A 19,386-nucleotide genomic window follows, 5' to 3' on the forward strand; every position below is an offset into this window, starting at 1 on the left:
CCAAATAGTAGCGCTACCTTCAGCATCCATCCATGCTAAAGAAAAAATCCATGATTTGAGCGACTATTATTAATATCGGATATATGATTTAAAACTTTATTGTTTTATATAATATTTTTTAAATCGAAATTTTTTGTATAGTTTTACCTTTTGATTTAGATTTTTACTCTTCCATGTAATATCCTACACATTACCTGAATCAAGCCCTCTATTTTGAACGAAAAAAAAGACCTAACTGATTCGCTAGGTCTTTTCGATCGATAAATAATCCTCAATACATTAACGAAGTAATTGAAGCACGCTTTGAGGCTGTTGGTTAGCCTGGGCAAGCATAGCTTGAGCTGCTTGAGTCAGGATGTTGTTTTTCGTGAAGTCCATCATTTCTTTCGCCATATCAACGTCACGGATACGGGATTCTGCGGCTGTTAGGTTCTCAGCAGTTGTTCCTAGGTTATTGATTGTGTGCTCTAGACGGTTTTGGTTCGCACCTAGTTTAGAGCGCTCTTCAGATACTTTGTTAAGAGCGTTGTTGATGGTTGTGATTGCTTTATCCGCAGCCTTTTGAGTGGAGATGTTAACACCTCTTGTATCATCAACATCTGTAGCAGCAGCTTTAGCAATAGTTGTTTCTGCTAATTTAGCGGCAGTATCGCTTCCTTTTTTACCAGCGCCAAGCTTCGATTCAACTCCTACGGCCTTCAGAGCTCCTAATACATCATCAAATTTTGCTGTTGTATTTGTTCCGTCTGTAGATGCTAATGTTACAGTTACTTTTCCATCCTTATCAACTTTAGCAGATGTACCAGAGCCTTTCGCTCCAATTGCAAATTCAACTTTGAAAGCTTCATCACCGCTTCTGTTCGTAAACGTGATGTCACCCGCCGTTGTTTCTTTAGCCAGACCATTTACGCCAAGCTCTTTGTTACTCATGTTGTTAATGCTTAATTTGATGTTTTGTCCTTGGTTAGCACCGATATGGAACGTTTTGTCTTCGAAAGAACCATCCAATACTTTTTGGTTGTTGAACTCAGTGTCTGTAGAAATACGTTTGATTTCTTTAGACAATTCATCAACCTCTGCTTGAAGCTTTTGACGGTCAACACCTTCGTTGGTGTCAGAAGATGCTTGAACGGCTAGTTCACGCATACGTTGTAGGATGCTGTGTGTTTCAGTTAATGCACCTTCAGCTGTTTGGATCAAGGAAATACCGTCTTGCGCATTTTTAGAAGCCATTTCTAGACCGCGGATTTGGCCACGCATTTTTTCGGAGATTGCTAGACCTGCTGCGTCATCACCTGCACGGTTGATGCGAAGGCCAGAAGACAATTTCTCCAAGTTTTTACCAGATGCGCCAGTGTTTACACCTAGTTGACGGTGCGTGTTTAGTGCTGATACGTTGTGATTGATTCTCATGATTCCTACCTCCGTGTTTTTTACTTCTTGAACCATCCATTTGCTCAAGATTATGTAGTGTTGCACTATTCTGAAATAGGATCGTTTCAAGATGCTAGTCAACCAAATCTTGGATAATTATACCTTTCTTAGCCATCATTTTGCCCAGAAAATATCCATGATTTGGGTGATTATTATTAATATCGGTTATATCACAAAAAAATTTATAGTTTTATCAAATATTTTTTTATTTACTAAATATTAAAGTAATTACTCGTGCGTTATCCCTTCTCTTCACGATCTGTGATCATTCGCTAATGCTTTTCGTCACGGTAAAATATGTGTTAAGAAGAAGGAAAGAGATTGTAATCTTACATGTTCATTGACTATTTGGCACGAGAAATTATTAAACCAAATAGCTCAGTTGTTATTTCATAAAGTAAGTTTCTCTCTGGTCAAATGGTTGTTCGATATGTTGGAGATTTTTCTTGTAGTATTCAAACGAACTCAGGATTTTTGCATGCAGAAATCAAGGTTAGAGGATATCGGGATGTACAAATTCCAGCTACTGTTACAGTAAGGGTAAGAAGGATTAGTGACATACATGCGAGGATTACAGTGAGGAATTTAAAATATGATGCAGATGCTGGCTAAGTATTTATTTTGTAAGGCTTGAAAAATAATAAAAAAAATAAGACCGCCTGAGAACAGAAAAGTAAGGACGATCTTACATAAGGCTTGAGTAATTCCATTGAGATTCGTTTATTGTCAAGACTATAGCTTATACCAGTACCAGATATTGGAATTTTGGACATTAGCTAATAAGGTAAAAATATATAAATAACCAATAAAACGAAAATAATCAGAGTCAGAAGGGCAATAATTTTCTCCTCTTTTTTATAAAAATTATACATTAAATATAAAGACAAGATTATATATAATGTATGCATTAATGAAGTCCGAAATTCTGGACGCTTTGTTTCATCATTTTCAATCTTCGATAAGACCCCTTAGGTTGATAAATTTGATCCCCTATAGGAATGCATATCAATATAAATTGATGTTGTTTTATAAAATATTTTAATGGAAGTTTACATATATGGCAGAACCATTAATTAGCTGGTATTCACAGGACAATACACTAGATTTAGCTGCTAATGGCGGTTGAAAGATAGGAGCTATTAATGCAGGAGATACTTCCCCACAGTTAGGAGTATTACTTTGGAATAACAGAGGTGGTACATCGGCTGTCTCAGATATGAATGACTGTACTCTTACTACAGTAGATACACAGGGTGGTTCTAATAGTCCAGTTGTTACAGGTAAATGGGTTTCTACTAAAGTAGTATCCATGTCAGAAGTTAATTTCACTGCAATTGGTGGTAATCAATCAACTAAAAAAATCAAGGCTAGTGGTCAAGAGGATGGCACTATTGCTGGAGCTGTAAATGATGGAACTAAAGAGAATTCAAAAGCAAACTTTGCTAAATTTATTCTTCAAGCTACCCCCCACTAAATGCCCCTGCTGGTAATTTTAATTTTAATATTCGAGTTTCTTATACGTTCACCTAATAAAAAAGATATTTTATTTGATTGGTGGGATGCAGAAAAGACCCAACTCTTTAGTCAGGTCTTTTCTCATTATTACTAATGTTAAATTAACGAAGTAATTGAATTACGCCTTGAGGTTGTTGGTTAGCTTGTGCAAGCATTGCTTGAGCTGCTTGAGTCAAGATGTTGTTTTTCGTGAAATCCATCATTTCTTTCGCCATATCAACGTCACGGATACGGGATTCTGCGGCTGTCAAGTTCTCAGCAGTTGCTCCTAAGTTGTTGATTGTGTGCTCTAGACGGTTTTGGTTTGCACCAAGTTTAGAGCGCTCTTCGGATACTTTGTTAAGAGCGTTGTTGATGGTTGTGATGGCTTTGTCTGCTGCTTTTTGAGTAGAAATGTTAACACCTTTTTGGTCATCAACCTGAGCTGGGTTCGCTGCATCTGCTTTTGCTGATGTATACGATTTTCCATAAGCAGCGGCTGCAATTACATCAGTAGCAGTACTACCGTCATCATTAACTTCTAACCCAGCTTTCTTTAATGCTTCCAATACATCTGCTTTCGTAGCTGTAACTGTACCATCATCTTTTTGTGCTAAAGTTAATTTGACTTTTCCATCTTTATCAATGGATGCAGTAGTTTCCTTGATTTCAACAGCTGCTTTAGCAGTAACATCAATTACAATGTCTGATTCACCATCACGATTCGTAATCTTAACACCAAGTTCAGCTTGTGTTGTTTCATTTTTTAGTCCGTTCACACCAAGCTCTGTGTTGCTCATATCATTGATGCTTAATTTTATGTTTTGTCCTTGGTTAGCACCGATATGGAACGTTTTGTCATCGAAAGATCCATCCAATACTTTTTGGTTGTTAAACTCTGTGTCCGTAGAAATACGTTTGATTTCTTTAGACAATTCGTCAACCTCTGCTTGTAGCTTTTGACGGTCTACGCCTTCGTTTGTGTCAGAAGATGCTTGAACTGCTAGTTCACGCATACGTTGTAGAATGCTGTGTGTTTCAGTCAATGCACCCTCAGCAGTTTGGATCAAGGAAATACCGTCTTGCGCATTTTTAGAAGCCATTTCTAGACCGCGGATTTGACCACGCATTTTTTCAGAGATTGCTAGACCTGCTGCGTCATCACCTGCACGGTTGATGCGAAGACCAGAGGACAATTTCTCTAGGTTTTTACCTGATGCGCCAGTGTTTACACCTAGTTGACGGTGTGTGTTTAGTGCTGATACGTTGTGATTGATTCTCATAATTTGTTACCTCCCTGTTTTTCATTTTTTTAACCATTCATTTGTTCTAGATGATATTGTGTTGCTTTATTTTGAAATAAAGTTGTTTCAAAATGGCAACTTCTTTAGTCTCCCAAACGGCTAATGGTAACGCTACCATTAGCATGCATAGCTCAGATAAAACCTAAGATTTAGGTGACTATGATTAGTATCGGATTACATCACAGAAAACTTTATAGCTTTATTAAACAAAGACTAAGAATGTTAATATTTCTTCCTTTAGTTTACACTTATAAAATTATTTGGAGATCAATACAATGTTATCTCACATTATCCCCTACTCTCCTGTACCACAAAGGGGAGTTCATATGGTTGGCTGAATACGTAGATGGTACTCATCTATCAGAATTTGATTTTAATACAAAACAAGAAAATGATTTTTACTCGATAGACAAAAAAACTGTTGTTCGTTTTGGACTAATCGGTCATGGACATAAACTTTACTATGAAACATTTGGTGGTCATTTTAAATTAGGAAATGGACAAATTGATCTTGTTTATAAGACTGGAGATAAAGAATATTTCTTAACAGGACAAAATGAGTTTTATCAAGATTTAATTACGTTTAAACGTGCTGAAGCAGAGATAAATTTGTTAAATAACTTTGGAGAATTAAGCCCTATTATCACAGAATATGTGTTTGGGTATAAACATAAATTGATTTTTGAAGATATTTCTTTTCATATAAAAGTATTGATTGGATTATCTGAACAATCCCCTACCCTTACTCTTCGACTAGTTGCAGATAGAAATATTCAAGGTAGCCTTGGAATTAAGCGTAATGGGGAAATCGTAAGCGAATCGGTTGCAAACCTCAAAAGAAACTGGTCAAGAATTTAATTGGGAGATGAATTAAATGCCGAAAGTTTTAATAGGAAGTGAAGAAAAAGAGTTTGATGTCGTTATCTATGTTGATGTAACAGGTGATGATGCTACTGGAGATGGTAGCAAAAATAAGCCATATAGACACATAGACAAAGCTTTTTCTGCTCTGCCGAACACAGGAAAAGCTTGTATATATGCTTTGTCTAAAGGTGATTATGAACTGAGGAATGGGATTCAAGGTGGGTTACATCCATCTATTGAATTAACATATGCAGATCACCCTTTACATTTAGGGAGAGTTAATTTTCATCTTTATAAAATATCTCATAATGATCGGATAAAAATGGGCTTCTTAAATGAATTTATTGGTATTGTTTTTAAGGCAATGTCTTCCATTGTTGAGTCAGTATTATGAGCGATTTGAAGCTGATGCCACCCTTAATTTGAGATTCTCAAATTGTGTTTTTGATGATCAGTCTTTCGGAGCGTCATTTCCAATTATCATACTCAATCCTAGTCAAAATACAGTCATTAACTGTTTCGAATTTGTAAATTGCATTTTCAAACAAAAAAGTTCTTGGAGTACAGAGCGTTTTCGTGGATTGGTTGAATTTGATTTATCTAAATTATCCAAAGAGAAAGAATTAAAGCGAGCCAAGTTAAAACTATACTGTGGATACCTAGATTCACCCATTAATCTTTCTTTGTTTGAAATTCTCGATGATTGGCGAGAACATGACCTAACATGGAGTAATCAACCACCTCAAGGTAGAAAGATAGCTGAGAAGTACATTACTCATGCTGATGGATATATTGAAATTGATGTCTTTACGTAGTTAAAGAATGGTATGAAGGTAAAACACCTAATCATGGTGTTTTTTTATTTGCAGAAGAACAAAATGAGCAATCAACTATTCAATTACAAACCAAAGAATCATCAACTCCCCCTATATTAGAAGTAGGGTTTTATAAGCTCATATCTAATTTAGCTTTAGGCAAGCTTCCAGCAACCTTGTCTATTCGTGCTAACGGTGAGGACATCCTAACAGCTTCCATCAATGTAAACAGCAAATACAAAGCAAAAGACTTAGCTGCACAGGTATCCATTTTAAGAAAAGCAGTAGATACCGATTTAAGTTGCTCATTGGATGTAGTAGGTAAACGAAACAATTCAATGTCTGCTTTCATGTCTATTGTGAAAAAGTCCAGAGAAGCTACAATTCCTGCTGAACTTACTGTAAGACGATTAGAAGATACATCTTTACTAAGCTCTATAACAATCGAAAAAAAGTCACGTATGAGTCAGTTAGATGCTTCATTAACTGTACGTATAGTAAAGCATCAAGGGCTATTCTCTAATCTGAGCATTGAGAAGAAAGCACGTAATAAACAGCTACGTTCAAACATTAAAGTTGCTTATGTAAAGAATTTACCAGCTACCTTGAGTATTGAGAAAAAGGAAAGAAATCGTGATCTTGCATGTTCATTAATTGTTCGACAACGAGAAAGTGATACACTCAGTGGCTCAGTTGTTATTCCATTAAGGAAGTTTTTCACTAGTCAAATGTTTGTTCGACATGTTAGAGATTTCCCTTGTAGTATTCAAGTTAACTCAGGATTTTTACATGCAGAACTCAAGGTTAGGGGATCGGGATGTACAAATTCCAGCTACTGTTACAGTAAGGGTAAGAAGGATTAATGACATACATGCAAGGATTACGGTGAGGAATTTAAAATATGATGCAGATGCTGGTTATGTATTTATTTTGTAAGGTGGAACCAAAAAAAATAAGATCGCCATGGCCTGGAAGCTAAGCGACCTTACTTTGTGTTTTAATTTAATTTTATAAAGAGATAATCTATTAAAAAAACCGTTTGTGTTGACGCACCTCGATTTTTTAATCTAATAGGGATTATCTAGTGTTAGTATAAATCCTTGGTATACTCTTTCTCTGAGAAATCAATCGGATATATAACAGTCAAAGAAAATGGTATAATGGAGTTTACACTGACAAAGAGCAGACTGAACATATCTTAAAGTCTAAACCGCCATCAAATCCATAAAGAAGGGTTTTATTGTAAATATACATATTTTCAAATAAAATGAGGCAAGAGTTATACCCGCCTCATTTTATATACTTTACGCTTTACCTTGCATGAAAGTAATCACTCCGATTGCACTAAATAAAACAACTACCCCTGCAATTGACCACAGTACGATTTTCAGTTTCTTACTCACGACAACCTCCTTGCTACTCTGTCCATCCTCTTCCACCAGTTTTACCACTCTCATCTCCTGTCACTCGGCAGTAGGCAGAGCCAATTTGATAACTTAACCCCTCTAATGGGCCGATTTTATAATCAAATACAGCAGTCCCATAATAAGTACCACCAATTACTTCATCATATTCAGATGTTTTCGAAGTCTGAACCAAAGGATTCAAATTTTTCTTGACATAACCAGATGCACCTAACTCTTTTGTTGCTCCTTTTTTGTCATATTCATATTTGCCGTCTACAACATAGATTGTCCAATCAACACCCAGCAGAGTCATTTTGTATTCATGGCTAACACGTTTCGTGCTGGCTTGTGGTTGCATAGCATAATCAGAAATCAATTCTTGCTTTTGGACTTTTTCGACTTTTGCATTTGTAAATGATTGTTCCAACATTTTTGGAGATTGCATGTAGTCTAGTAATTTTTTCTGATTCTCAGTTGACATTGCTTGGAAATCTTCCAATGCATCTTTAGCATCCTGTACAGCTTGTGTTATATATGCAGGGTCAACGCCTAATCTTAATGCCTCTGCTTTGTCATAGTTTGCAAGATATTCTGCATAATTCTGAGGTGTAGCTAGTGGATTTTCCTTCTCTTTTGCAACAGAAGCACCTACTGATAGACAAAAAACAAGGGCAAGGCACATTAGAAAACTAAATAACTTGCTACGCATAAAATTACCTCCACAAATTAGTATAATATGGTAAAAGATGGTTGTAAATAGGAGCAACTTCCTATCTACGCTTTAAAGCAGTAGGGTTGTAATTGCTATATTGGAGTAGCATCTTTTTTGCCAGCATCGCCTAGCTCTAATCGAAATACGAATTTTGTTTGCAGGTGATTCTTGGTCGAAGTCTGGTTTTGATTCCTTTTCGTTTTCTTTAGAGATTTCATTTTCGACTAAAGGAAATGAATTGTCTCATATTAACATGTTGTAAACCTCCTAGGAGGTCTTCAATGAATAGCTGAAAAACGACTTTTTAATTATTCCCCCTACTGGGTTTCGTAAAGTTTCCCGTACAGCTTATCCACATGTTCGATAACTACTTTTCCAATAAAAAATTTTTTCCCCTTTGAACGCAAGGGCATGATAGACTTGAATGGAGCATTTTTTAAATGCTTGGAATGTCGCGGTGTTCCTAAGCTTTCTGAGAGCATATGGGAACATCCCGTTTTATTTAAATTCCTTCTCTCGACATCTATCATCGTCCCAAACTAGCATTCTCAACTCCTTTTAGAAAAATCTGAAATTGAAGTGAGGGAAATAGCAGTTCGAGGCGAGTTACCTCTCGCTAACCTTTTTTTTGGAAATTATGTTGTGCTTTTATCTTTAGTCTCCAGAACCCAAACCCGTAAAAAAATAATAACAGAAGCAAACTAACTAACCAGTATCTTGTGTCAATTGCATAGATTAAACCAGACAGCAGACCGCCATTTATTGGCTTGAATATCCATTTGTTTTTGAAGATATCGTATAAAGTAGTGATAAGCATTAAACCAAATGCGATATAAATATAATTATTTGCCATGACGATCGCCTCTCTTTTATCTAGATTTCATCATAAAACCGCCACTGTATACTCTAAAAATAACACCATTTCCTTTATTTTTGTTAGAAACTAGGGAAGCCGCAGTTCCAGCAATAGCACTGCATAGTGCAGATGAAGCAGCAGGAAGAGGACCCATAAATAATGACAAAATTACAGAAGCTACAGCAGTAACTCCAGTGGCAACAATTAAAACATCAACAACTGCCCTAGTATCATCATCATTTGCGTAAAACCAGAGACCGACATCCCAATTAGGGTTATCATATATATATGTTTGCTTTGATTTTCCTTGATATTTAGTTGAATCTTCATGCTCTGGAGGAATAGCAGACGGAGATAGTTCATTGGATGGCTTGTCGCTAATTACTCTTTCCTTTATTAATTTATTTGCTTGTCTAAATGTATCCTCCATTAATGCATAGGTTTCTGTTGGAATATTTTCTCTAGCCTTATCTGTAAAGTAGTACCCCTTATTACCTACGGAGTAATACTGCTTATAATCGTCCAATCCCTTAAAAAGTAGTTTTGCATCTTCAGATTCCATTATTTCATGAATTTTTTCAGCAGTTTCATTGGGCAAATTCAATTTATTTGTAGCTTGTTTAATATTGCTTGTGTGTGCAGAAGTAGGGACTACAAAATACAATGAAGATGTGAAAATTGACAAGGAGAGAGCAACAAAAATCGATTTTTTCAAAATAAATACACCTCTTTCAAAATTATCGTATTTTTATGAATATCACAATAAACTTATTGGAGGTCTAGTTGTCAGTACTAACACGCTGAAACGTTCAAATCTTTTCCCTTCCAGTCATCAATTAATACCCTTTAATATTGAATAACCGATAGTTATTTTTTGATATGCAACAAGGTATTCATCTAGTTGCTGACTCAGTTGCAACACTGTTGGACTTGAAAATGAGCCTTCTTTGAAATACAACATCTCTAATTCTTGACGGAGGAGTTCAATATTTTTTTGTAAGTCATTTCCTAGTTGAGAATTTTCTGTTTTCACATTCTGTAGATGAGTGGTAAAATGAGTTTGAGTAACATTTTTTGTTGCTCAAGGTGGGGGCGTTCCGATTGTCTGCAAACTAACGGGAACGCTCCTTTTAGTTGACATATGGATATAGACTAAAGGTAGCACCTCCTTTCTTCCTCCTGAGTATTATTTTCCATCCTGTTCTAACTTTTGCTTTAAATTCCATTTACTTGAAACGTTTTACAAATTACGACAAAAGTTGATTAAAAAAAAGAACACCAATTATTGGTGTTAATAGCCGGGATCATAATGATTCTGCTGTATAGTGTAAAGCCCAATTTTTTTTGTGGTAGCATTACTATCGCTTGTAGGGGATTCTGTAGAAATAAAACAAATTATAGCCAAAGCCAACGTTAATATTGATATTAATTTTTTCATTTAAGCCTCTCCTTCCTAATTCATTTTATTGCTTTCAATCCCATTATATACCTTTTTTAACTTTTCGAACAATAATTCCGATTGAGAACGCAAAGAGTGATTTGAAAGTATTTCATTCATGCATTTTACAATTTCTTGATATGCGTTAACCTCTCCATATGCTTTCAAACTTTCAGTGTAACTAATTATACCATCCTCGAATAAACCCATGCTTACTTGATAATTACCCTTGAACAAATAGTACCTACCAAGTGAATTTAGTTTATATGGTGTCGAGGTACTAAACAGTAAACTCTTTTCATTTGCGAATATCTCAGAAACAGAGTCTATATCTTTTAATTCAAAATATATTTCTAGTAGTTCATTAACTACATGTATTCGAGCGTGCTCGCTAATATTTTGTAGAGATTCTTTTAGTAACGGGATAGCCTGATCATACTCTTTCTTTTTCGATTTTACGATTGCGCTTTCTAGTTTTGTTGCTTCCGCAACAAAATTATGCTTAAACCCCTTAAAAATCTCTAGGTGTAATTCTACTGTGGAATAGTCGCCCAAATCGGAATATGAGTTAATCATAGCTAAATATGCTCTAGCCTTCAGCTCAGTATCTTTTTTTTCAAGAGTAATTCCAGCTTGACATAGTTCAATACATGTTTCGTATTTTTTTATAGCATATGCTTGAAGCGCCATTCTAAAATATAAAATGATCCGCTCCTCTTCAGTCAAAAAATCCGCATAGTGAACAACCTCTTCACCAATTTTAAATGATTCCTCCATAGTTTTAAAATCTTGTCTTTCAATTAGGTATTTTTGTAATGACGATTTTGCTATGTACATAGGAATGCCGTGTATTCTTGCATATTTAATAATTGTATTGTATAGCGACAGTCTAATTTCATTGTTTACAGTTTTATTAGCAAGTTTATTTATATGTTCTAATAATGCAAATGTATCCTCTTTGGAATTTTCAAGAAATTTTATAGCAACCTTAGCCATCAAAGTAGGATTCGAAAGTTCAATGCATAATGATAAAAAATCATCAAAAACTTCAGCCCGATGTTCTAATTTGATATACCATTCAATGATTTGTTCGTATGGGATATCTAAAACATCTGCGATAGGCTTCAAAGTCCTCAACTCTGGACGCTTTGTTTCATCGTTTTCAATCTTCGATAAGACCCCTTTGCTAATTCCTGTCATTCTCCCTAGTTCCGACAAACTCAAGCCCATATCTGCTCTTTTCCCTCTTATCAGTTCCCCCAATGTTGTGAAAGTTAGACTGTCAACCATGCCAATCCCCTTCCATAATTTATAAATAATTACATTGATTCCTTTATCAATCTTAACTTGACTCTAACTATATTGTATATTTTTGTAAATAACAATAAAAATTATTGGATTAAATAATTTTTATATTTTTTACAACAAGAAAGGTGGTTTTTTAAATTTAAAACCTTATAAATCTACTCCTATTCGCTGGAAAGGGAGTTAATTAATATGCACTTGCTTCATATAACTCTACGTTGAATTGAACTTTTACCATGTCCAGTAATCAAGTCTTAGAAGTAAAAATTGAAAATCTACACAGCATGACTGAAAATCTGATTTACATAGGGACTTAATAGTTTATATATTTATAACTTTCAAGCCAGTTATCAGCTTCATTTTGTGTATATTGAGATTTAGCTACCATCATTTCACCTCTCCATGGGTTGTCTGTTACAATAAAGAAAAAATAAGGAGGATCAGTATGAAACGTCTACCGATCGCACTATTATTAGGCTTCGCTCTTCTCGTAACAGGCTGTGGGACAAAAACAGCTCCTGCTCCTGATCAACAGCAAAATAACGCTGCTTCCGGGCAACCCGCTCCTTCAGACAAAAAGGAGGAAACCGCTAAAAAGCCTAGCAAACAATATGATAAGGCTCCTGAAATGAAGATTGATCCAAACAAAAATTATGAAGCCGTTGTAGAGACGAACAAAGGGTCATTTACCATCCAATTGTTTGCAAAAGACGCTCCTAAAACCGTCAATAACTTTGTTTTCCTCGCAAACTATCATTTTTACGATGGTGTAACATTTCACCGCATCATCCAGAGCTTCATGATTCAAACTGGTGATCCAAAGGGAGATGGAACAGGCGGTCCTGGTTATTCCTTTGAAGATGAATTAATGAATGGACACTCGTATGATAAAGGTGTTGTAGCAATGGCGAATGCGGGGCCAAATACCAATGGAAGCCAGTTTTTCATTGGTTCTGGAGATGATGTAAAGAACTTGGAGGCTCGACCAGACTATACAATATTCGGCAAAATAACAGCAGGTATGGACACCATCGACAAAATTGCCGCTACACCTGTCAAAGCAAATGCATTTGGTGAATACAGTATGCCAACTGAAACCATTACCATACAAAAGATCACCGTTACAGAAAAATAAACATAAGGAAACCGCAAGCCCTTGGAATGCCTTTTGGCATGACTCAAGGGCTTTTTCCTTTTTCATCTATTTTTGCTACCTACATATACAGCGTCGTATACATCCCCATTCTTCCAGTTTATTTCATACGTTTCCCATGGGAATTAGAGGTATGATAGCCAATCTTCGGGTTCATTTGTGGCAAAGTGAACCATTTGTTCTCCTCCCTCCCCTGTCTATTTCTGCTTTTTTTGATCATGTTCAATTCTGTTTTCTAGCTGGCTAACTCATACTTTCCCACTCACCTCTGTTCCCTTCATTCCTTGTTCCATTGCGCTTTTATTCGACTGTACCTACTAAAAGCCTTCTCTTTCTCACTGCCTACTGCTCCCCCCACAAGAGAAAACTTCTTCCATTTCTATATCCCTATGCGTTTTTTCATGCATTTCCTCCCAAATCGGTTTCCAATATCCTACTATTGTCCTAGTCTTTTGCCTACGACTAGAATGATTGAAGATCAAAAGACTCATCGGCATAAACTGAGGACAAAAAACAAAAGGGCGTTTACCTCTACGTCCTTTTCTATTACATGAAAAAATTGCCAAATTTGACGTGTGGTGAACTAGTCTAGCTCCCATTCGAACTTTAAAGGAGGCATTCTCTTGCAATCAATAAGGACATTACCTTTGATACGTATGGCTTTACACATTAGCCTTTTAGCAAGCGTTAGTTCTATTGCATTTTTCTTTACACCAGCCGGTGTAGCTGCTCCGGCCATCCAACCCGTGTCTGCAAACAAGACAGAAAAGCAAGCCGCTCCCGTGGCTTTTGCTCCTCAACAAAGTCCAGCAAACGTGGAAGTTGTAGAAGAGGTGCAAACAGACAGTAATCAGAAAAACATTCAGAAAACGCAAGCTAAGCTCCAAAAAGCAGGGCTATATCAGGGGCCGATTGACGGTCGGTCAAGTGAGCAATTAGGACAAGCAGTAGCCGCTTTTCAACGCTTAAAAGGTCTCCCGGTAACCGGACTACTTAATGAAGAAACGTTCGCCCGGTTACAAAAAAGTAATTCTATTTCCGCGGAAATAGACATGCTAGAACGTCTAGTTTATGCGGAAAGCCGTGGTGAGCCCTATGACGGAAAGGTTGCCGTAGCAGCCGTTGTATTAAATCGAGTGAAATCAGAGCAATTCCCTGATACGATAAAAGGCGTCATTTTTGCTCGTAATGCATTTAGCGTTATTCAAAATGGACGATTATCCAGTGCTAAAAACAAAGAAACTCAACTAGCTGTTCGAGATGCTTTATTTGGAGATGATCCTTCTCGTGGAGCACTGTATTTTTACAATCCAGATATCTCTACTTCTAGGTGGATTTTTAGCCGGACAACAACTGTCGTGATTGATAATCATGTGTTTGCTGTTTAGGTAAATAGGAGCAACATGTGACATCAGATGATTTTATTTTTCTTTTATTTTACCTTTATTTCCAATTTATTTTTGTTTGATATAGTAAGGCCTAATCAGTCGTTTCAAATTTGAGTTGGATTCTGAAGGCTTATTCTTCAGAGTACTTATCACATATTCGGTTATTCGGGTGAGAGCGGATCAATCGATTTGTAAGTATTCCTTCTCAAAACCCCCATATTCTCTGCACACATTCTATGACGAATGAGTGCTTTTTTTTTACCATTTTGGCTCACGCTTTTTCTTTTTTCTTGTTACAATAAAGAGTTAGAAAGATAAATTGAAGCAGGAGTCAAGTATAGGGGAGGCAGAATATGCGTTTATACAGCCAGTTTACCTTAGCAGAACTACAAGAGGAAATGGAAACACTTCGGAAACATATTGATGAGAAAAAAAGACAAAACGATCAGGTAAGCATTGGCATTCTTGAACAAAAATTTTTCATGGCAAAATCCTATTATCTAGGTACCAAAGAATTCCGTATTGGGAAATGCTATAAGGTACACGGACAACAAGAGCCTTTTATCATCGAGTATTTTAATGGTGTCTTTGCGTGGGGAACCTTTCAACATGACAGAGAGGCAGAAGCCGTGGGTTTTCCAGTCGGCATGCTAGAAGAATAATTTACGGGGAAAGTGAGATTATCATCATGGACATCACCAGTTTACTTCTATTGTTATTGCTAGGATTGTCAATTGTAGGTAGTAATAATGCAGTAGCGATTGCTGTTTCTTTTTTACTGTTTGTGCGTTTATTACAATTAGAGCGTGTTTTTCCGTTTTTAGAACAAAACGGTTTGCATATTGGAATCATTATTTTAACAATTGGCGTCATGACTCCGCTTGCTAGTGGAAAAATTACACCGCAAATGATTTGGAGTACATTTACCCACTGGCAATCGTTATTAGCTGTAGCGGTGGGAATTTTTGTTGCTTACTTAGGGGGACGAGGTGCAGGCCTCATGTCAGCGAATCCTGTCATTGTTACAGGCTTATTAGTAGGAACAATTATTGGGGTATCACTATTTAAAGGGGTTCCTGTGGGACCATTAATCGCTGCTGGTATCGTTTCGATGTTATTTCAGGTTCTACCAAAATAAGCATAAAAACAAAGCCTCCATCCATACGGGTGAGAGGCTGTTTTTCTAGTTACTGCATTTGCTGCATGTTCTCCTGCAAACAGGATAGGCTAATAGGTATCTGTAAAAGAAAGGATTTTTTACACTGCCATGTCTGCTTTTTCAAAAATAGAAATCCTAGCAAGCATTCGTCATCAGGTAAAGGAAGCCAATGCCACAAATATTACCCGCACGAATGCTTATCACTCCTTTTATAAGGCTTATCCTGAGATAGATTGGGCACTGTTAGCTCATCTAGTCTCACGTAACGGCGGTTGGCAAATGACCGATTTACACGGGGAATGGTTGCCCAAAATATTACCTCAGCAAGAAATAGAGGATTTTTTTATCTTTTTGGAGCGATGTAACTGGCTTATATTCCAAGACGCCTATCCCCAGCTATTGCTATATGCAGCCATGCAGAAACATTCGCAGGATTTTTCAACCTGGCTCCCTGAGCTTGGGGTTTCTGCATTTATGATTCCAATCTGGTCTCAATTTTGGCGGAGAATATCCCAATTCAAAGGAAAAGCATGGAGTCCTTTTGATCCATCTCTAAAAGATGAACGTAGACGACTTACCTGGGCTCTCATTATTAATGAGCAAAATTATATTCATCAGCGAGTCATTACCCATCCCCACTTTGTCACACATGTATTAAAACGATTGGATTTTACCTTACCCGAAATGCTTTCCTTGCAACAAGTCCTATTCCCTTACCAAATCTCGTGCAGCAATGCCTACGATAAAATGCTAGTGCTTAATCTAACACATTTTGAGAAGCTATCCAGCCGTATTCAGATCGGCAAAACCTTATATCATTATCTATTTGCGAATCCTGAACGTTTGAAGGCTATCTGTCGTTTTTGCGAAGAGGTTACGCATACAGGCTCAAGGGCTGATTATTGGCCCCATCGATTTACTTCTACGAAAGAAAACATACGTACTTCTGCCTTTGCCACTGATGAACCCTTCCCAGCCTACAGTCCTTGTTTACAACAAGTATGGTTACCCGTTCGCCATAAGAATGCCGGGGGAATAGACTGGTTTTGTGACATGTCCTGGTACGATAAATTAGAAGAAGGGGAACTATTACCAGTAGAAGGAGAGTCTGAATATCAATCAGCATTGGATATGATCAAACAAGGCACTCATTGGTTTGCTCCGTTTTTGAAAATAAAGCAATGGCTACAATCCATTACAAAAGATCGTAATTTTTCAAAATAAATAAACCACATTCGTTACCAAACGATAGCTATTTCACAAAAAAGGAGAGCAACCTGACGATAGGTTGCTCTCCTTGTGACAAAAGGCTTTATCTAAAAAAATGAGTAAAGCCTCTTGTCATCCCGCTGTATTGCTTTGGCTTATTTAGGCTGGGTCAATCCCAATTTTTTCGTGATGCTAATAAACGTCTTATAAGTTGCGTTCATTTCTTGTCCTGGCTTCAAGCTTTTTTTATAATCGCTATAATCAGCATATAAATCATCCATGCATTCTTCTAGTAGTTCTTTTTCAATTTTCGTTAGCATTTTTCTTATCCTTTCTGATTAGGACTGACGACTAGGTAGGTCTCTAATTCCCCTTGTTGATAGATGAAAGGTAACGGACATATTGGCACGTCACCTTTACTTGCGAAATGGTGTGTTACTTGAGCTAATAGTTGTGCGCCTTTATCATTTGCTAGATCGCCAATGATCATGACATCCTGGTGAGGAATAGCGGTTCCCAGTAGCTTTCCTTTCTTTTTCCCCTCAAATTCATGTAGGATGCCGGGCAATAAAATCCGACTCGCCGCATATCCGTCTTGTGCATTGAGAAAATAAAGCACATGCTCTCCTACCTGATCGCTTTTCATGGTATAAGGAGATGCCTCAAGATTATCCATCGCAAGGTCATGGAGTTTCTCCTGGGTCCATCCAGCCTGCTGTAGCATTTTCTCATCTAGTAGAATGTATCCATCCTCGCGATCTAATGCATAGGCAATTGTGGTTTCTGCTGTATGGGGATGGGTAATTAAGCTTTTTGCTCTAGGATGATCGAAGAAAGATGAATGGCGCAACACTGGATACACATTCTGTTCATTACCCTCTAGCTTACTCGTATCTGTAGCTCCTTTTACCGCTGCCATGATATGCTGTACATAGCGATATAAAAGTTCACGACGGTTGTCAGGCTGAGCTTCCACCTGCTTATATAAGGCTTGTAGAGAAATGGAACGCTCATGGATCTCCTCTTTTATAACAGCTTGTAGCTTAATGTGCTCCCCGTCTAAAAGACATCTCCAGCCCTCGGGTAATTCTTTCTCCAATAATTCTTTTACACGCTTCTGAATGGATTCACGGCCTTTTAGATTGTGTTTTTGTTCTTGATCATGATTGTAGCTCATCTACTCACCTCTTTGTCTGATCGCTACTTTACATTGCCTTTTAAAAAATCATTCCTACCAAGGTGGAGTATCTTCTGAAGGTGCTAGTGCTGATGCTACTTCCATACTAGAGGTTTCTTCAGCGCTGTTTCCTTGGTATCCAGGATGAATGGCGGCTTCTTTAGCCCTTCTTTCAATGTCATCTACTAGCTCATGAAGAGATTTAGGCTTTAAAAATTCCACAGGAGAGAAGCCTTTCTCAAATTGCAGCACATCTCCCTCTAAGACAACAACATAACGGCCATTCACTTTGGCAATATTCATTTGTGTGCCATAATCGGACAGCATTGCTCTTACCTGTAGGTGATCCAATTTAAATTTCAGTTCGATCTCAGGTTGGTGCTCCGTAATGATGTTCATTGCTTCCATGACAGTCTCATGTTCCCATTTCTCAGCCAGCTCCCGTTTAGGACTCGTAGCTATTAGCTCGATTTCTTCTTCCTCCTGCTGACGCTGTGGTGAATCTTCTGGATAAGTATATTCAATATGCTGTTTTGCAAGCGAGATAACTTCTTGAGAGACAATCTCTGTGATCGTTCTTGGATACTCGATAAATTTGAGGAATTCTTCAAAATAGCGAGCATGGGAGAACTGATGAATTTTCACATGATAAATATCTACCATACCTTCTTCTTCCATGAAGGGGTACATAATTGATTTGATATTTTTTGCATTAATGGCCATTTCCACATTAGATATCAGGCTGTTTTCATCCGTGATCACCGCTGTTTTTTGCTCAAAGTCACATTTTAACAGAAATAAGAATGAATCGTCGAGCTTGTCTAGCTTGGCTTTGACGATTATGAGTACGCCACCGCGAACTTGTGGTGTTTTGACATACGATTGTAGAAGGTCTAGCGAATGCGATTTGATATCTTCCTTAGCTGTGGAATGCAGCAAACGTTTAAACAACCCATAATTCGGATTTGAATCTAGCGGATGTCCAGGCTCTAGGATAAATTGCCCCAATTTCGTTGCCGCCGCATCATGTAAGGGGTTTTTTTCTACTTTTCGTTTAGCAATCTTGGTAAATTCTCCGTCAAGGAATGTTTTTAGTTCGCTTTGTTCATATTCATTATGGGAAAGAATTTTAGACATGCGTACCTGCTTCGTTCCCTCATCATCAATCTGCTCTAATACAAAAAAGGAAAGCCAATCGATACTAAAGTTCATAAAAATGTTTCTCCTTCTCTCTATTTCCCGCGTTCTAGCTATCAGAACTTGATTATAACAGATGATTTGCTTACATTGGAGATGAGGAGCAATTTTCATGAGCAGGTTAGTCCCTAGGAGGAGAGAAAACATTGAGCAGTTTACCTTTTACTAGTATTATCTGGATCATTATTCTTGGGGTCAGTTTTTGTTTTTTATTCTATTTGCTATCTAAACGTCCAAAATAACCAGCTATAACCTTGTAGTAACGAAAAGAGCGGCTAAAAAAGCCGCTCTTTTTAACGTGGACCCTATTCGACAATCTCTTGTTGCTTTGCTTGTTCCATTAGCTCTTTTAATTCCTGAGCTTCTCTTTGCAATGTTTGGCGCTCCTGACTGGATAACCGCTCGCCACCAATCTGCCCATTTACCAAAAGCTTTTCTTCATACAGTCGGTTTTTACGCACAAGCCCTTCCCACC

Annotated in this window: 21 protein-coding genes; 10 read left to right on the forward strand and 11 right to left on the reverse strand. The window is 37.3% G+C overall.

Annotation, left to right across the window (positions count from 1 at the left end):
* Positions 1-279: 279 nt before the first annotated feature.
* Positions 280-1,413 carry a flagellin N-terminal helical domain-containing protein gene (locus BRLA_RS13975; protein ID WP_003335951.1) on the reverse strand — a complete coding sequence of 378 codons (1,134 nt, stop codon included), beginning with the start codon at positions 1,411-1,413 and terminating at the stop codon, positions 280-282.
* 1,237 nt (positions 1,414-2,650) lie between these two features.
* Between BRLA_RS13975 and BRLA_RS24745 the strand changes: the two genes are divergently transcribed.
* Positions 2,651-2,908 carry a hypothetical protein gene (locus BRLA_RS24745; protein WP_003335948.1) on the forward strand — a complete coding sequence of 86 codons (258 nt, stop codon included), beginning with the start codon at positions 2,651-2,653 and terminating at the stop codon, positions 2,906-2,908.
* 142 nt (positions 2,909-3,050) lie between these two features.
* Here BRLA_RS24745 and BRLA_RS13985 read toward each other — a convergent pair whose 3' ends face one another.
* On the reverse strand, positions 3,051-4,211 hold the full coding sequence (locus tag BRLA_RS13985; RefSeq protein WP_003335947.1) for a flagellin N-terminal helical domain-containing protein: 1,161 nt from the start codon (positions 4,209-4,211) through the stop codon (positions 3,051-3,053).
* 351 nt (positions 4,212-4,562) lie between these two features.
* Here BRLA_RS13985 and BRLA_RS13990 point away from each other — a divergent pair, with 351 nt between their 5' ends.
* The 4 genes from BRLA_RS13990 (at position 4,563) to BRLA_RS24750 (ending at position 6,774) form a co-directional block, all read left to right on the forward strand.
* Positions 4,563-5,090, forward strand: a complete 528-nt coding sequence (locus BRLA_RS13990; RefSeq protein ID WP_051876122.1) for a hypothetical protein — start codon at positions 4,563-4,565, stop codon at positions 5,088-5,090.
* A gap of 16 nt (positions 5,091-5,106) precedes the next feature.
* Entirely contained in the window at positions 5,107-5,490 is a 384-nt protein-coding gene (locus BRLA_RS13995; protein ID WP_003335945.1) for a hypothetical protein, read from the forward strand.
* Positions 5,432-5,911 (forward strand): CBM96 family carbohydrate-binding protein, encoded by a 480-nt coding sequence (locus BRLA_RS14000; RefSeq protein ID WP_119912751.1) that lies wholly within the window; start codon positions 5,432-5,434, stop codon positions 5,909-5,911. The genes BRLA_RS13995 and BRLA_RS14000 overlap by 59 nt, the downstream gene beginning before the upstream one ends.
* Positions 5,912-6,087: 176 nt before the next feature.
* Positions 6,088-6,774: a hypothetical protein gene (locus tag BRLA_RS24750; RefSeq protein ID WP_003335942.1), complete on the forward strand. Its 687-nt coding sequence runs from the start codon at positions 6,088-6,090 to the stop codon at positions 6,772-6,774.
* Positions 6,775-7,327: 553 nt separating this feature from the next.
* On the opposite strand, the gene BRLA_RS14015 is transcribed toward BRLA_RS24750, so the two are convergent.
* The 5 genes from BRLA_RS14015 to BRLA_RS14030 all read right to left on the reverse strand — a co-directional run bounded on the left by BRLA_RS14015 (position 7,328) and on the right by BRLA_RS14030 (position 11,613).
* Entirely contained in the window at positions 7,328-8,026 is a 699-nt protein-coding gene (locus BRLA_RS14015) for a hypothetical protein (RefSeq protein ID WP_003335941.1), read from the reverse strand.
* Positions 8,027-8,898: 872 nt separating this feature from the next.
* Positions 8,899-9,600, reverse strand: coding sequence for a hypothetical protein (locus BRLA_RS14025; RefSeq protein WP_003335938.1), 702 nt, complete (start codon positions 9,598-9,600; stop codon positions 8,899-8,901).
* Positions 9,601-9,717: 117 nt separating this feature from the next.
* Complete coding sequence (locus BRLA_RS23320; RefSeq protein WP_003335937.1) at positions 9,718-9,918, reverse strand: aspartyl-phosphate phosphatase Spo0E family protein; 201 nt, start codon at positions 9,916-9,918, stop codon at positions 9,718-9,720.
* 258 nt (positions 9,919-10,176) lie between these two features.
* Positions 10,177-10,323, reverse strand: a complete 147-nt coding sequence (locus BRLA_RS24005; RefSeq protein ID WP_154071880.1) for a hypothetical protein — start codon at positions 10,321-10,323, stop codon at positions 10,177-10,179.
* 15 nt (positions 10,324-10,338) lie between these two features.
* A complete protein-coding gene (locus BRLA_RS14030; RefSeq protein ID WP_003335936.1) occupies positions 10,339-11,613 on the reverse strand; it encodes an XRE family transcriptional regulator in 1,275 nt (424 codons plus the stop codon).
* Positions 11,614-12,073: 460 nt separating this feature from the next.
* On the opposite strand from BRLA_RS14030, the gene BRLA_RS14035 reads away from it, so the two are divergent.
* The 5 genes from BRLA_RS14035 (at position 12,074) to BRLA_RS14055 (ending at position 16,552) form a co-directional block, all read left to right on the forward strand.
* On the forward strand, positions 12,074-12,763 hold the full coding sequence (locus BRLA_RS14035) for a peptidylprolyl isomerase (protein WP_003335935.1): 690 nt from the start codon (positions 12,074-12,076) through the stop codon (positions 12,761-12,763).
* Positions 12,764-13,404: 641 nt separating this feature from the next.
* On the forward strand, positions 13,405-14,169 hold the full coding sequence (locus BRLA_RS14040; protein WP_003335931.1) for a cell wall hydrolase: 765 nt from the start codon (positions 13,405-13,407) through the stop codon (positions 14,167-14,169).
* Positions 14,170-14,522: 353 nt separating this feature from the next.
* Positions 14,523-14,831, forward strand: coding sequence for a DUF1811 family protein (locus BRLA_RS14045; RefSeq protein ID WP_003335930.1), 309 nt, complete (start codon positions 14,523-14,525; stop codon positions 14,829-14,831).
* A gap of 26 nt (positions 14,832-14,857) precedes the next feature.
* On the forward strand, positions 14,858-15,307 hold the full coding sequence (locus tag BRLA_RS14050) for a DUF441 domain-containing protein (protein ID WP_003335929.1): 450 nt from the start codon (positions 14,858-14,860) through the stop codon (positions 15,305-15,307).
* Between the two features lie 129 nt (positions 15,308-15,436).
* Positions 15,437-16,552, forward strand: a complete 1,116-nt coding sequence (locus BRLA_RS14055) for a DUF2515 family protein (protein ID WP_003335927.1) — start codon at positions 15,437-15,439, stop codon at positions 16,550-16,552.
* A gap of 140 nt (positions 16,553-16,692) precedes the next feature.
* Here the strand turns inward: BRLA_RS14055 and BRLA_RS24275 are convergent, their stop codons facing one another.
* From BRLA_RS24275 to BRLA_RS24280, 4 genes are all read right to left on the reverse strand, one after another.
* The gene (locus tag BRLA_RS24275) at positions 16,693-16,857 is read right to left on the reverse strand and encodes a hypothetical protein (RefSeq protein WP_003335926.1); all 165 of its coding nucleotides are present in this window, start codon (positions 16,855-16,857) and stop codon (positions 16,693-16,695) included.
* A 5-nt stretch (positions 16,858-16,862) separates the two neighbouring features.
* Positions 16,863-17,714: a DUF1444 family protein gene (locus BRLA_RS14060; protein ID WP_003335925.1), complete on the reverse strand. Its 852-nt coding sequence runs from the start codon at positions 17,712-17,714 to the stop codon at positions 16,863-16,865.
* A gap of 54 nt (positions 17,715-17,768) precedes the next feature.
* Positions 17,769-18,926, reverse strand: a complete 1,158-nt coding sequence (locus tag BRLA_RS14065; RefSeq protein WP_041752225.1) for a DUF3900 domain-containing protein — start codon at positions 18,924-18,926, stop codon at positions 17,769-17,771.
* A 290-nt stretch (positions 18,927-19,216) separates the two neighbouring features.
* The gene (locus BRLA_RS24280; protein ID WP_003335923.1) at positions 19,217-19,372 is read right to left on the reverse strand and encodes a hypothetical protein; all 156 of its coding nucleotides are present in this window, start codon (positions 19,370-19,372) and stop codon (positions 19,217-19,219) included.
* Positions 19,373-19,386 lie beyond the last annotated feature (14 nt).

The sequence above is a fragment of the Brevibacillus laterosporus LMG 15441 genome, assembly GCF_000219535.2.
Taxonomy (GTDB): domain Bacteria; phylum Bacillota; class Bacilli; order Brevibacillales; family Brevibacillaceae; genus Brevibacillus_B; species Brevibacillus_B halotolerans.